The sequence below is a fragment of the Microcoleus sp. K5-D4 genome (assembly GCF_036704575.1).
Taxonomy (GTDB): domain Bacteria; phylum Cyanobacteriota; class Cyanobacteriia; order Cyanobacteriales; family Microcoleaceae; genus Microcoleus.
The window spans coordinates 96,563-109,118 of the sequence record NZ_JAUBSD010000004.1 but is presented as its reverse complement, the minus strand read 5'-3'; the positions used below and the strand labels follow the sequence as shown (position 1 = coordinate 109,118).

Here is a 12,556-nt window from a genome sequence, read left to right as displayed (position 1 = left end):
GCCAATACATTCATTTAACAGTAAGTTTTATAACATAAGTAGTGGTTTGATAGTGGCAGACAATGTAAATTGTAAGATTTTAATGTCAGGGAAAGCCTATATATAGCAAGGGTTGTAGGATTTTCTTAGGTTTAATTCATAAATTGCATTATCTCAATGTATTTACTGCATCTTATGGGTAAAATCTCTGCCTTTAGTGTAATTAATCGCAAGAATTAGTTCATAAAATAGATGTATGATGCTAACCGTTTGCGATCGACTACTAACATTTTTTGACGAGGGAAAAAACAATGGAGACTACAGCACAGAAAGAAGCCCCAACTCAGCCTGTTGAGGAAGTGAAAATTCATAATATCAACAGTTTGGAGTTTGAGCTTTGGGCTAAAGCAGTGAAACGCCAGATGATTGCAGCACTCTCTAAAAAGGGCGCGATTTGAGAGCTCTGGGTTTTTCGCGTGCAACTTGTGTTAATTAAATTAACAAAATTTTTGTCTGCATTGTTGTTCAAGAGCGATAAGTGGGGAGGGGAAGAGTTTTGAGATTGCGCCTCTCGATGAGTTGCCCAAGAGGAAGAAGAAAGCATTTTCCTTATTCCTAGTTTTGGACGCACGGGTGGAAGGAAACCGGGTTTTTTTACGAAAATACTTCTGTTGCAATCGGCAGAAATGGTAAAAAACCCCGGTTTCTTCGTGTCAAGAGTGCCTCCGGGACTGTTCTGTCTGCCGAATGCTTTCTGGCAGATTACGATCGCTTGTCAACCGCCGCCAGCAAGCGCAGACTTCCGTCTTGAACCTGCACTGCTTTCACCGTTCCCACAGCAACTCTTTGTTGACCGTTAGCCATCGCTACCTCAATCTTAATCTTGGGGTCAGCCAGTAATCCCAGCCGCCCCCAGAGCCACTTAACTTGAGTAGCAGGAAAAGAGCGCACTTCTACGTCTGAAAAGGGCGAATTAACCCAGCGGCTACCGTCGTAAAAACTCGCTACTTGCACCTGATACCAAACTTGTTCTCCCGCCAATTTTAACTCGTTGTTCGGTTCGGGTTCCAGCCACTCAGCGGGATTGACACTGTTAATTAAAGTAGCAGAACCCATAATTTGACTCTTGTGGGCTTCTAAACTTTCAGCTTGAGAAACTGCTTCCTGAAGTTTGTTGACCAAATTCCGAATTCGACTTCTGGTTTCGCTGTCAGTATCTGATTGCTGGTCGAGCCAATTCATCGCCTCGCGAGTTCCGTCTTGAGAAGCTACAATCAGGGCGCCCCAAGCCTTGACATCGGCGTCAGCGGCATTCACTCTCAAGGCGGCGTCTATGCGGTTCCAGATCCGCCCGCTGTCATTTTTGAGGGTTGTGGCTATTTCGTTACTGTTGCTCGGATCGGCTTCAAATACTTGCAAAGCTTCGCTCCAGCGGCCGTCGATCAATTCTGCGAGAACTTGTTGACCGGGACTGGCCCAAGATGCGATCGCCTGAGCCCGAGTAATTTTAGCGTGAAATTCGATCGTTTCTAGCTGAGCTTGCGCGACGGCAGGCCAATTTTTGCCCGCTTTCCCCTTCGCCACACGCATGACATTTAATGCTGGAGACCACAGCCCGCTTTTCGCCAGTCGCAGCCCATTTTGGTAAGTCTCGTCATTGAAAGCAATTTCTTCTAAAGAAATCGCAGTTAACTGAACGGGGTTCGGCAAAAATTTGCGCGGGCCAATTTGATAAAGCGTAAATTGCGGCTCTAAACCCACTGTTTGGTCGATCGCCAATTGTGGATTTTCCCCCTTAACAATTTGCTGCCAATTCGGCGGTTGTCCGGCCGCACTCGCCCACTCCAACAGCGGCATTAAATGATTTTGGCTGGGGTTGTAGCGAACGACTTGTCCGTAGGGAATTTTCCTGTCGCCCCGCTTTAGTTGACCGCTGACATTAAACCAAATGCCAGAGGCGGGGGGCTTTCCGTCAAAGCGGCGCAGTTCTGTTAGGGGTAGGGACTGATTCGAGGCTTGATTGTCAGATGTAGAGTCAGCTAAAGAAGTAATGACAAAAGATTCCGCCGGGCCTTCTACGTTCACAGAACTTGCTAACTGAAAATACTGCTCTTTATCGGAACTGCGATCGGGAAGCTGCACCCGCTTGTACACCCGAAGTTCGACAATTTGACGGCAAGGATTTTTGCAAACCGTAGAAGCCTTAACACTTCTTTCTACCATCACCGGCAATAGCAAATCGGAAATAGAATTATCGCGGGATCGATCGACGGGAAGCGGCAGGGGTTCTCCGGTTACGAATCCCAATTTGCGGATGCTGGCTTTGATTTGATCGAGAGTTTGGATCGAATCTCTGCTACCTGTAGGCAGGCGCGACCATTCCGGCACAAACTGAGAGATCAACCTGTTGCCATTGGGATCGACAATTAGCTGATAACTCAGCCAAGCGCCGCCTCCCATCAAAGCTGCACAGCCAGCCAAGACGCTGAGGGCTGTCAAATTAGCTACCAGTCTTTTCCAGGGATATCTGGCGCGAGTTCGGGGAGTAGGTATTGGAAGCTGGGACTCTTGAAGATTTTTAGGGCGTCGGGTTTGGCGCCGGCGTCTTGTCGGAGGAGGAGCAACTTGGCGATTTTCTGGGGGTTTGGCTCGATTTTTTGAGGGGTTAATTTTGTGTTCCATCATGCCATTTTAGAATTTAGATTTTAGAATTTAGAGTTTAAAATTGCAATAGCCGATCGTACTGCCGACCTATGATATCCCAAGTGTATTGGCTTTCAACGAGCGATCGCGCGCTGACAGAGAGATCCTGTCTTAGCTGCTGATTTTCAAACAAATTGGTAATCGCCTCAACATACTCCTGAACTTTGTTCGCCCGCAAGGCCGTTCTCGGTTGTGGGCCGCCATCGACGGCTAAACCCTCCAAACCTCGATCGCTGGCAACGACGGGGGTTCCCGCAGCCATCGCCTCCAAAGTTTTATTTTTAATCCCAAAACCTATCCGCATCGGCACCACACAAACAGCAGCTTGATGCAAATATTCTGCCACCCTTTGCACCCGACCTACTACTTGAATTCCGGGGAGTTTCCCCAAGGCGAGCACTTCCGGGACTGGCGAAGCCCCGACTAGGGTGAGGGTGACATCAGGATACCGCTGCTGCAAAGGCGGCAGTATTTGCAAACTCAGAAACCGCGCCGCGTCAATATTGGGCAAATTGTTCATTGCGCCTGCAAAAATTAAGGTGTGTCCTCCCGGATCGATCGACCGGTACGGAAATTGGGTTAGATCTACGCCGTTAGGAATTACATCTATGGAAGGTACAAAAAAATCTTGTTTTCCTCGCACCTGAACCGGAGGCAACAGTAATTCTAGGAGTTGCTCTCTGTCTGTGGATGTGGTCGCAACAATGCGGGAGAATTTGGAACAGTAGCGTTTTTCGTAGCGGGCGAGTAGCGGTAAATTTAGTCGATCGCGCAGGGGTTTTTCCGAGGTGCCGGTGGCTAACATTTCCCTGCAAGTTCCCCAAAGGGAACTGTGAATGTTTGCCACTGTCAGCAGTTTTTGCCGCCATTCTGGACGCACGTAAATCTCATTAACGCTGTGTTCGGAGGTGACAGCATCGCATTTGCCTGTTGTTACCAATTCGTCTGCCCAATTCTGCATTGCTTGGGAGTAGCTTGAGAGTACGTTCGGAGGTGTGCCCGACTGCAAAAATCGACCAAATCTGTGGAATTTTCCTATTATTTTAGAGAACCCCCCCTCAGTCCCCCCCTTATTAAGGGGGGGAGGCAAGAAGCCCTCCTCAAGCCCCTGGTGCAGAGTTAGCCCCCCCTTGACAAGGGGGGGTTGGGGGGGTGTCTGCGGATGGGGAAAAACTGCCAGTTCTGCAACTTGCTGGCGCAATGTGTCGATTTGTGCATCGGTGACATCGGGCGATCGTACAGTGCCGAGAATTACCTCATGCCGCTGGCTCAAGTATTGTAATAAATTAAACGTCCTTACCTGAGTTCCTCCGCGGCTTGGCGGATAGGGAAAAGTCGAGGAAAGCATCAAAATCTTCATGGGATGTGGGATAAAAAAAGTTGCCGCTTGCGCGATAAAATTGATTGATAAAACCTTTTTAACAATCCTCGCACCTATGGACGAATTATCTGTTAAGGCGCTGCTCGAAGACTTGAAAAAGTCCGACGAAATCGTGCGGGATCGGGCAACTACTGAACTCTGGCGCACTTGGTTTAACCAGAAGGGTGACTATGGGATGCAAATTCTCAGGCGATCGCAAGTTTCGTTAGATGCAGGGGATGTTCACCACGCTTTGGATTTGCTGACGAAACTGATTGCGGAAGCGCCGGATTTTGCTGAAGCTTGGAACCGACGCGCCGTACTTCACTATACCCAAGGAAATTATAAAAAGTCGATCGACGACTGCGAAATCGTCCTCAAACTGAACCCGGTGCATTTTGGGGCGTTGCACGGTCTGGGTTTGTGCTACGCTGCGTTGGGAGAATACATAAATGCTATTCAAGCTTTTCGTCGCGCTTTGGAAATTCAACCGTTTGCTTTGGTGAATCAAAAGTTAATTCTAGAATGTACGGCTCGTTTGAGTTAAAATACATAGGGCATAGGGCATAGGGCATAGGGCATTGGCGGTTCTTTTCTCTGGAGTGAATTGCAAAATTTTTCGACGATTTCAAATCTAAAATAGTATAAATTTGTGCCGAAAATTAGCGTTTGCATTCCTACTTGCAATCGAGTGCATCTACTGGCTTGTGCGATCGCCAGCGTGCTAGATCAAATTTATACAGATTTTGAATTAATTATCTGTGATGACGGTTCTACTGACAGCACTCCTCTGTTGATGTCGGAATTTGTCGATCGCGGGATTCGCTACATTCGCCACCCGCAGAATATCGGCAAGAGTAATAATATGCGATCGGGCTTTGCGGCAGCAAGGGGTGAGTATTTTATTAAGTTTGACGATGACGATCGCCTGAGCGCGCAATTTCTAGAGCGGACATCTGCTATTTTAGATAAAGACCCCAGTATCGATTTTGTCAGTACAGATCACTGGGTGATTGACATTAACAATTATATTGACGAAAACCAGACGAAACTCAATTCGCAGCGGTGGGGCCGCACCGAGTTGTCGGCTGGAATTATTGAAGATTTGCTCTCCACAGTTTTTCTGAGACAGAGTTTGCAAATAGGGGCAACTTTGTTTCGCCGCCGCGCCCTGGAAGAAGTAGGGTTTCTGCGGCCGAATTTGCAAAATTGCGAAGATAACGATTTGTTTGTGAGACTTGCAATTGCGGGCAAAAAGTGCTATTACTTGCCGGAGCTGTTGATGGAGTATCGAGTTCATGCAGGACAGCAAGGAGTCGATCGGGCAATTCCGTATTTAAGCGATAAATTGCGCTATTTGACCGGCTACGAGTTTGAGTCGGAGAAGTTGGAAACAGTCAGACTCACAAGGATTGCAGAAACTCAATTAGCGCTAGGTTTGCGGCTGATTGAGGTGGGTGAAACTGCAAAAGGGCGCCTGATGGTGCGAGCTGGAAAGTCTATTTCTGCGGCGAAAATGTGGGCGGGTTTGGGATTGTCGTTGCTGCCAGTGGAGTTGCGTCCAAGGGCGTTTGAGTTTGTGCGAGAGTTGATGAAACGGGAGTTGTGAAGGCGGAGGATTTCGACAGCATACCGGGCGCTTGAAACCGCGTCTATACACACAAAACCGTCAAGGCAAGGGTTGAAGATTCCGGGGTTAAAATCACCTTTATACAGACAAAACCCACCGACACAGGTTTGAATTCTTGATTTTCTTCTGTCAGCGCAGGCGGACGAGAAGCAAGTGTAGACGAGGTTTTAACCGCCCAGTCTTCAGGCGTGTAGCTATACAATTAGAAATTATCCGATTGATATAGCGGGTAGCCACGGAATATCTGTAACGCCTGGGTCGTAGCCAAGTTGTTTGAGCAGTGTGGTAATTTGCCCTCTATGGTGAGTTTGATGATTGAACATATGTGTCACCAGAACCCAAGTCGGTAGCACGCGACATTTACCATCTACATTGCTTGTGTACTCAAACGGTTGACTCAACCAGTCAGAATTAAGGTGTCTAGACCATTCTATAATTTGCCGATCCGTTGTCTCCCGTTCTGCTCTCAAAACCTCAAAGTCAGCATACAGTTCTTGACCGATAACGGTACCAGAAAATGGGTGAAGAGTGAAACGACCCATCCATGCTTTGTCACCATACAGTAAGTGATTCAAAGTGCCATGAATCGACTTAAAAAAGGCACCCATATCCTGTTTGCGCTGTTCATCAGGAATTGCCGAGCAGACCGAATATAGATTTTGATTCATCCAGCAATTGTACTCAGCCATTAGCTGGTAGTAGCTACCGTCGTACATCATCAAAACATAATCACATAGTTTCAACAACTTACATTATACAAATAGGTCTTTCACAATACTCCTGACTCTAATTGGTCTAGATAAATAAACTCAGGAGCTTTAACTCCGGCTTCTTCTCTAATTTTAACCAGTCTAGGCGACTCAAAAAACGCCCTAGCATCTGCGATTGATGTCCACGCGGAGAAATGAACAATTTTGTTCGGATCGTTGTCATACTTCAAGACCTGATAGGAGCGCTCGCCAGCTTCTTTTCGGATGCTTTCAGCACGATCGAATACCTGTTTCCAAGCTTCATAATTTTCTACTTCATGAATAATTAAGACATACTGCATAGTAATCAGATTCTCTGAACCTCTCAAAACTTCAAACGAATAATTTTATTAGACTAACTCACCTTGTCTCCAAAACCGACCACAGGAGAGCGAGTAAATTATACCGTAGCGACGGTTGAAAATCTTCCCAACACCGAACAGAGCGATCGCGCTTTACGTTTAAAGTAGTAAAGAGTGCCTGATGTAAATAAGTTTTTTCTAAATATCGTGTCTATATTTTCTGAAATTCCGACTGTGTGGTTGCAAATTTCCCTCGTGGGAGTCTGGTTGGGTTTGATTTTACTGGTAGCTGAAGGGTTAAATCGCTTTACTTCTGTCGATGCTGAGGTATCGCGGAAGGTGGTTCACATCGGTACTGGGAACGTGATTTTGCTGGCTTGGTGGCTGGAAATACCCGGTTGGGTGGGGATTTCGGCGGGGGTTTTAGCAGGTGCGATCGCCCTAATTTCTTACCAAGTTCCGATTTTGCCCAGTCTTAACAGTATCAACCGCAAGAGTTGGGGGACTTTTTTCTATGCTGTTAGTATCAGCGTTCTCGTGGCTTGGTTTTGGCCGCTACAGCATCAGGAGTACGCTGCTTTGGGCATTTTAGTCATGGCTTGGGGCGACGGATTGGCTGCTGTCATCGGCCAGAAATACGGCAAACATATTTATCGAGTTTGGGGAATCCAGAAGAGTTGGGAAGGTTCTGCAACTATGTATTTGGTGAGTTTTGCTGTTACCAGTTTGATTTTGCTGGCGGTTCAAGGCAATATTTGGCAAACTTGGGCTGTGTCTGCTGTTGTAGCTTTGGCTGCTGCTACTTTGGAGTCGGTTTCCAAGCTGGGAATTGACAATCTGACCGTGCCCATCGGCAGTGGGGCGATCGCCTTTTTCCTAAATCAATTTTTGATAATTGGTAATGTGTAATCTGAACTTCATCCCACGGGGGGCGTTGCTGGATACAGGTATGAATTCAAGATTTCGCAATTGCTATAAACGAAGTCGGGTGAGTTTTGTAACTTCCCATCACAGGTGATTCATCCCGTCAATCAGCAACGCCAATTATCAATTGTCTAAGTCTCGTTAAAGCAGCCGACGTGCTTGTAAAATTTGTTGTTGCCATTGCTCGAAAGCAGGGATTTTTGAGCGATCGTCTGTTGGAAACATCGCCCTGATTTGCTCCATAAGCTCGATCGCCAGCGGTACGCCAAGCTGCAATTGTTCCAAGACATCCCGCTGAGCAAAAACGCTTTCCGGTGTTCCTTCTAAAATCAGTTTTCCCCGATCCATTACAAACACCCAATCAGCCCAGCGGTAGATGAAATCGAGGTCGTGACTTGCTAAAAGGATGGTGGTTCCGGCGCTGTGAATTTGTTGAAGTAAACCGATCAGTTGTCGGGTGTGACGCGGGTCGAGATAAGCGGTAGGTTCATCTAACAGCAGCAGTTTGGGCTTGAGAACCATGATATCGGCGATGGAAACCCGTTTTTTCTGGCCCAAACTGAGATTGTGAATTGGTTCGCGGGCGAGTTCGCTTAGATCGAATTGCTCGATCGCCTGCTGTACCTGTTGAGCAATTTCGGATTCTGTCAAGCCTAAATTGTACAATCCATAGGAAATATCTTCTTCTACCGTCGAAGCTACTAATTGATGTTCGGGATTTTGAAAGACGAGTCCGATTTGTTGGCGCAGTTGCATCAAAGATTTGCGATCGTAGCGAAAGGGTTCACCTTGCCAGCTAATGATTCCCTGTTGCGGTTGGTATAAGCCATTTGCTAACAGAAAAAAGGTAGTTTTGCCACAGCCATTTTGACCGATCAGCCCGCACCGTTTCCCAGCGGGGACTTTGAGATTTAAACCCTGAATTGCCACTCGCGAACCGCAGGGATAGGAGTAGGAAGTGCCAGCCAATTCGAGAATCCATTCAGACATATTCGTTATTTTTTATTTTTTATAGCCTTGTTCCCCGGCTCTGCCTGGGAACAAATACCCGGAGGCTATGCCTCCAATTACCGATTCCCGATGAATGATTACCAATTACCGATTACCGATTTCCATTGTATAGCAATCGTTGCAGGAGTCGTAAACTTTTTACCCCACCCCAACCCTCCCCTTATCAAGGGGAGGGAGTAAGAAATTCACAAATGATTTAGGATTGCTATATTTGTGTCAGCCTCGATCTGATTTTGACAACTGCCAAAGTTGCATTTCATAACAAAGATGTTGCTCAAAAAGTTTGCCCGCTTCCAATCCTTCAACCACCAACTTCTTGAACCAGCGGCGAAATATCCAGCGCAGGAATTTGTGGACGGGCGGAACTGTTATCGCAATTAAATCTGCAACATAGATCATCGTATTCAGTCCATATCGGCGGAAAGTATCGACATACAAATCGATAGTCGGCAAAATATGGGCGGAAATATCCTCACTTTTTACTAAAGTGAATCCAGCCTGCTTTAATGCTGCATGAAGTTCCGTAACAACATGACAATTAGAGAACATTCCCTCTTTATAATTAGCATCAGAGCGCAGCATATCAGCCAGCAAAACGTAACCGCCCTGATTGAGGATTTTGGCGGCACCGTTAGCAATATCAACAGCCGACATATACTGGCTACTTTCGCTAAAGAGAATAAGATCGTAGAAATGGGTTGCTTTGAAGTCTTCAAACCTCGTGAGGTGGAAGATTGCCCGATCGCCCGTACACTTAAGAAAGCGCTGCTGTTGAAACGGATCGGGTGCGAGCCCTTCCACTGCAAAACCTCGATCGAGCAAATAAGCCGCATTTCCGCCAATCCCGCAGCCCACATCGAGTATCGTATGAGTGCCTTTGGGGATCGCATCCAACAGTTTTACAGTATAAGCTTGCTGAGCCAGGCGCAATCGTGCGATCGTTAGTTCGTCAGCGGGCACAGGTAGGGTTTCCCAATAGCCGTAGTGAAGGTAGGGCGAATCTGTCAGGCCCAAATAGTAATTAAGCGCTGCATTTTGGTAGCGAGTTACTTTGGAAATTTCGATGGATTTTGGCTGCGACATTCGGAAAATTTAGTAAGTTTTAGGATTTCGGGCAGAGTTGAAATTCTTCCCAGCGCTTGCATACTTGTTCATAGCACTCAACAGGAGAAATTGCCAAGTTTTGCAACAAATTGATATCAATCTGACCGTTGGCGATCGACAAAAATATAATGACTTCCTTGGGTTCGTAGCCAGCAATGATTTGGAGCAAATTTGAAACAGTGTTTTCCTCTATTTCTAGTTGTTGCAAATAAACGGTTGCCTCCAAGTCGGAAATAAATTGCAGATCGTACTTGATAGTATCTACGCTCCAATTCACCGAGCCGTTAATGGGAGTATTGATTTTGCAAGCAACCAAGCCTCGTCCTCGATGCAAAAAGCCATTCCAAGCAGTATGTCCGATCGACAAAATATTCTGATGAATAAACAAGTTTTGCCAGTAGCCAAAACTACCCTGCCAAACACTATCTTCGATTCGCATTTGTTTTCATTTCCATTAAAATAAAATACGCTTCAGAACCCAGATCAAATTACATCAGCGTTCATCTGTGTTTATCTGCTGATATCTGCGGTTAAAAAAACCCAATCCAATAATAAAAAAAATAATAAACTCACCATCATCCATACCTCGCAGATGAAAAACAACAGGTAAACAAATCGGCGGGCATCCTGACTCAGAGCTCCAACGATCTCATTACAGTTGCGGGACAGCGCCGGATTCGCACCGAACTTTCCCCCTTACGTCTGATGGGTTTTCTCCATCAGAGCCGATCGATATACGGGGATATTACCACTATTTGCGATATTTGACAAAAAAGCGTCCGCCTATTCACCAAACTCAATATTTTCATACAAATCTGCCAGCGAAATTTCCACAGCAACAGATGTTAAACTCAGCCGATCGCCCATACAGCTATATTCCGAAAAAATCCACTTATTCGCATCTGTTTTAGAATATTGCTCCACCCGTAGTCGATATTGGTCGATTAATAAATATTCCTGAAAGCTAGGAATACTCCGATAGGCAGCAAACTTTTCATCGCGGTCATAAGCTTTAGTACCTTTAGATAGCACCTCAGCAATGAACACAGGATTAGTAATTGTATCCGTCCGTCCAGATTGCAGCTCGATCGGTTTCGCAACCACCATCACATCCGGGTAAGTATAATTATTAAGCTGGGGAATCCACAGCCGCTGATCCGAACTGAAAGTCCGATATGGTTTCCCTTTTAACGCCAGTTTCAGCGCAACAACTAAATTAGTGGTAATTTCATTGTGATCCGGTGTGCCGCCAGCCATCAGAACAATCTCCCCATTGATAAATTCATGCCGATCCTGAGAATTGATTTCTAATTCTAGATATTCCTCAGCGGTGTAGGTTTTGGTTTCAACGGGCGCGATCATACACAACGCTCTCCTTTAATCTACTCATTTCATTTTATCTTAAAAATTTGGCTAATTCAACAGAAAAATAGATTTTAATCATGCTAAGAAACAGGCAAGATGCCTGTTCCACAAAGAGGGAATTTTATTGTGGGGTGGGCATTCTGCCCGCCCCTGAAAGGCTGATTGAGAATGTGCAAGATGTGAGCCCGATCGCACTTAACAAAATTACCGCAGCGGGACAAAGTTATAGCCAGTGCTTCCTCCTTGCTTAACTTGTACTAAAATCGGCTTCCCCGCGCGATCGCCCGTGGGCAAAAACTTCACATCCTCGCTCGATCCTGCTGCCGAGAAATTCGGATTTCTGAGTGCTTGTGGCAACCCTTCCCGGGTATTGCTTTGCCGCAAGCCAGCGATGACAGCTTGAGTCGCGTCAAAACTCGTTGCTGTTCGCCAATTTACAATGCCTCCCCAACGCTGGCGGGCATTTTCTGGGAAACGACGACCGGGATTAGTTTCAGGATGCCAGGGAACGGGCAAAACAAGCCCGTCAACGTCTTTTTGCCCATCTTTTAAAGTTTGAAAGGTGTAGAGCGTAGTGCTGCCGTAGAGTGGCAATTTGCCTCGATTGATGCGAGCCAGAGAAATCGCACGGTCAATGCGATCGACGTGAGGTGCTACCATCAATCCTTGTGCACCTTTGCTGACAGCATCGGCGAGGGCATTTTCCGCATTAAAAGAAGGGAGTGAAAAGTCGCAAACAGTGGGAACTAATTTGCCACCAGCAGCAGTAAGAGAGGCAACAAATTCATCTTTAAATGATATGTTATCGGGTGCTTGCGAGTCATAACAAACTGCAATATTAGTTTGGCGTTCTGTTTTAACTACATATTCTGCTAAGGGAGCTGCCATTACGCTAATATTGGGTACTGTCCGAAAGATGTAGCTGCCAAATCCTGAGAGATTATTGGCAAAGCTCGTCGGTGTCACCATTACCAGTTTTTCTTGCTGATATATCGGAGCCGCTTCGAGAGATGCGTTGCTAGCATTGTGTCCAATTACTGCTAGTATATTCTGATCTTGTGCTAAGGTCTTTGCAACTTCTCTGACCACTTCTGGACTGTTGTCATCGTTGACAATTTCTACTTGCAGTTTAGCGCCGTTGATGCCACCGCTACTATTGATTTCATCCTGAGCTTGGGCGACACCTCGAAGGATTTCTTGGGCGACATTGGGGTTGCTACCAATGGGGACGCTGACAGCAATTTTCAAGTAAGAACCATTGCTTGCTTTGGAATTATTCAAATAAATAATGGTTTCCGGGTCGTTGCGATTTTGTTGCAGCGATTTCTCAAAAGATTCGGCGGCAGCTTGGTAATTTGCCTCAGCAAAAGCTTGAACTCCTGCTTGTTTTGCTGCTGTTGTTTGGGAGGCTACCAATATTTGATTTCCT

13 protein-coding genes and 1 riboswitch are annotated in these 12,556 nt (G+C 46.2%); of the genes, 4 read left to right on the top strand and 9 right to left on the bottom strand.

Annotated elements, in window-relative coordinates; translation table 11 throughout:
- The first annotated feature begins 290 nt into the window (after nt 1-290).
- Nucleotides 291-437, top strand: coding sequence for a hypothetical protein (locus tag QUA77_RS02750; protein WP_333247283.1), 147 nt, complete (start codon nt 291-293; stop codon nt 435-437).
- Between the two features lie 304 nt (nt 438-741).
- On the opposite strand, the gene QUA77_RS02745 is transcribed toward QUA77_RS02750, so the two are convergent.
- Both QUA77_RS02745 and QUA77_RS02740 read right to left on the bottom strand, forming a co-directional pair.
- Nucleotides 742-2,664 carry a hypothetical protein gene (locus QUA77_RS02745; protein WP_333449187.1) on the bottom strand — a complete coding sequence of 641 codons (1,923 nt, stop codon included), beginning with the start codon at nt 2,662-2,664 and terminating at the stop codon, nt 742-744.
- A 34-nt stretch (nt 2,665-2,698) separates the two neighbouring features.
- Nucleotides 2,699-4,042 carry a glycosyltransferase family 4 protein gene (locus QUA77_RS02740; RefSeq protein ID WP_333449186.1) on the bottom strand — a complete coding sequence of 448 codons (1,344 nt, stop codon included), beginning with the start codon at nt 4,040-4,042 and terminating at the stop codon, nt 2,699-2,701.
- 76 nt (nt 4,043-4,118) lie between these two features.
- On the opposite strand from QUA77_RS02740, the gene QUA77_RS02735 reads away from it, so the two are divergent.
- Entirely contained in the window at nt 4,119-4,589 is a 471-nt protein-coding gene (locus QUA77_RS02735; protein ID WP_333449185.1) for a tetratricopeptide repeat protein, read from the top strand.
- A gap of 105 nt (nt 4,590-4,694) precedes the next feature.
- Entirely contained in the window at nt 4,695-5,651 is a 957-nt protein-coding gene (locus QUA77_RS02730; RefSeq protein ID WP_333449184.1) for a glycosyltransferase, read from the top strand.
- A 230-nt stretch (nt 5,652-5,881) separates the two neighbouring features.
- Here QUA77_RS02730 and QUA77_RS02725 read toward each other — a convergent pair whose 3' ends face one another.
- Nucleotides 5,882-6,418 (bottom strand): DinB family protein, encoded by a 537-nt coding sequence (locus QUA77_RS02725; RefSeq protein ID WP_333449183.1) that lies wholly within the window; start codon nt 6,416-6,418, stop codon nt 5,882-5,884.
- A gap of 23 nt (nt 6,419-6,441) precedes the next feature.
- Nucleotides 6,442-6,723 carry an antibiotic biosynthesis monooxygenase gene (locus QUA77_RS02720; protein WP_333084020.1) on the bottom strand — a complete coding sequence of 94 codons (282 nt, stop codon included), beginning with the start codon at nt 6,721-6,723 and terminating at the stop codon, nt 6,442-6,444.
- A 207-nt stretch (nt 6,724-6,930) separates the two neighbouring features.
- On the opposite strand from QUA77_RS02720, the gene QUA77_RS02715 reads away from it, so the two are divergent.
- Nucleotides 6,931-7,632, top strand: a complete 702-nt coding sequence (locus QUA77_RS02715; protein ID WP_333449182.1) for a diacylglycerol/polyprenol kinase family protein — start codon at nt 6,931-6,933, stop codon at nt 7,630-7,632.
- Between the two features lie 156 nt (nt 7,633-7,788).
- Here QUA77_RS02715 and QUA77_RS02710 read toward each other — a convergent pair whose 3' ends face one another.
- The 5 genes from QUA77_RS02710 to QUA77_RS02690 form a co-directional block, all read right to left on the bottom strand.
- The gene (locus QUA77_RS02710) at nt 7,789-8,637 is read right to left on the bottom strand and encodes an ABC transporter ATP-binding protein (RefSeq protein WP_333449181.1); all 849 of its coding nucleotides are present in this window, start codon (nt 8,635-8,637) and stop codon (nt 7,789-7,791) included.
- A gap of 237 nt (nt 8,638-8,874) precedes the next feature.
- Nucleotides 8,875-9,741, bottom strand: a complete 867-nt coding sequence (locus QUA77_RS02705; RefSeq protein WP_333041170.1) for a methyltransferase domain-containing protein — start codon at nt 9,739-9,741, stop codon at nt 8,875-8,877.
- Between the two features lie 19 nt (nt 9,742-9,760).
- Nucleotides 9,761-10,201 (bottom strand): hypothetical protein, encoded by a 441-nt coding sequence (locus QUA77_RS02700; RefSeq protein ID WP_333449180.1) that lies wholly within the window; start codon nt 10,199-10,201, stop codon nt 9,761-9,763.
- 161 nt (nt 10,202-10,362) lie between these two features.
- Nucleotides 10,363-10,507, bottom strand: a riboswitch (cobalamin riboswitch).
- A gap of 38 nt (nt 10,508-10,545) precedes the next feature.
- Nucleotides 10,546-11,124: a Uma2 family endonuclease gene (locus QUA77_RS02695; RefSeq protein WP_333449179.1), complete on the bottom strand. Its 579-nt coding sequence runs from the start codon at nt 11,122-11,124 to the stop codon at nt 10,546-10,548.
- Between the two features lie 207 nt (nt 11,125-11,331).
- The gene (locus QUA77_RS02690; protein WP_333449178.1) at nt 11,332-12,543 is read right to left on the bottom strand and encodes an ABC transporter substrate-binding protein; all 1,212 of its coding nucleotides are present in this window, start codon (nt 12,541-12,543) and stop codon (nt 11,332-11,334) included.
- Nucleotides 12,544-12,556: the final 13 nt, after the last annotated feature.

Excerpts from the sequence above, each read along its gene's own strand:
- QUA77_RS02720 (WP_333084020.1), bottom strand. The coding sequence starts at position 6,723 with ATGCAGTATGTCTTAATTATTCATGAAGTAGAAAATTATGAAGCTTGG.
- QUA77_RS02700 (WP_333449180.1), bottom strand. The coding sequence starts at position 10,201 with ATGCGAATCGAAGATAGTGTTTGGCAGGGTAGTTTTGGCTACTGGCAA.
- QUA77_RS02745 (WP_333449187.1), bottom strand. The coding sequence starts at position 2,664 with ATGATGGAACACAAAATTAACCCCTCAAAAAATCGAGCCAAACCCCCA.
- QUA77_RS02705 (WP_333041170.1), bottom strand. The coding sequence starts at position 9,741 with ATGTCGCAGCCAAAATCCATCGAAATTTCCAAAGTAACTCGCTACCAA.
- QUA77_RS02710 (WP_333449181.1), bottom strand. The coding sequence starts at position 8,637 with ATGTCTGAATGGATTCTCGAATTGGCTGGCACTTCCTACTCCTATCCC.
- QUA77_RS02695 (WP_333449179.1), bottom strand. The coding sequence starts at position 11,124 with ATGATCGCGCCCGTTGAAACCAAAACCTACACCGCTGAGGAATATCTA.
- QUA77_RS02740 (WP_333449186.1), bottom strand. The coding sequence starts at position 4,042 with ATGAAGATTTTGATGCTTTCCTCGACTTTTCCCTATCCGCCAAGCCGC.
- QUA77_RS02750 (WP_333247283.1), top strand. The coding sequence starts at position 291 with ATGGAGACTACAGCACAGAAAGAAGCCCCAACTCAGCCTGTTGAGGAA.
- QUA77_RS02735 (WP_333449185.1), top strand. The coding sequence starts at position 4,119 with ATGGACGAATTATCTGTTAAGGCGCTGCTCGAAGACTTGAAAAAGTCC.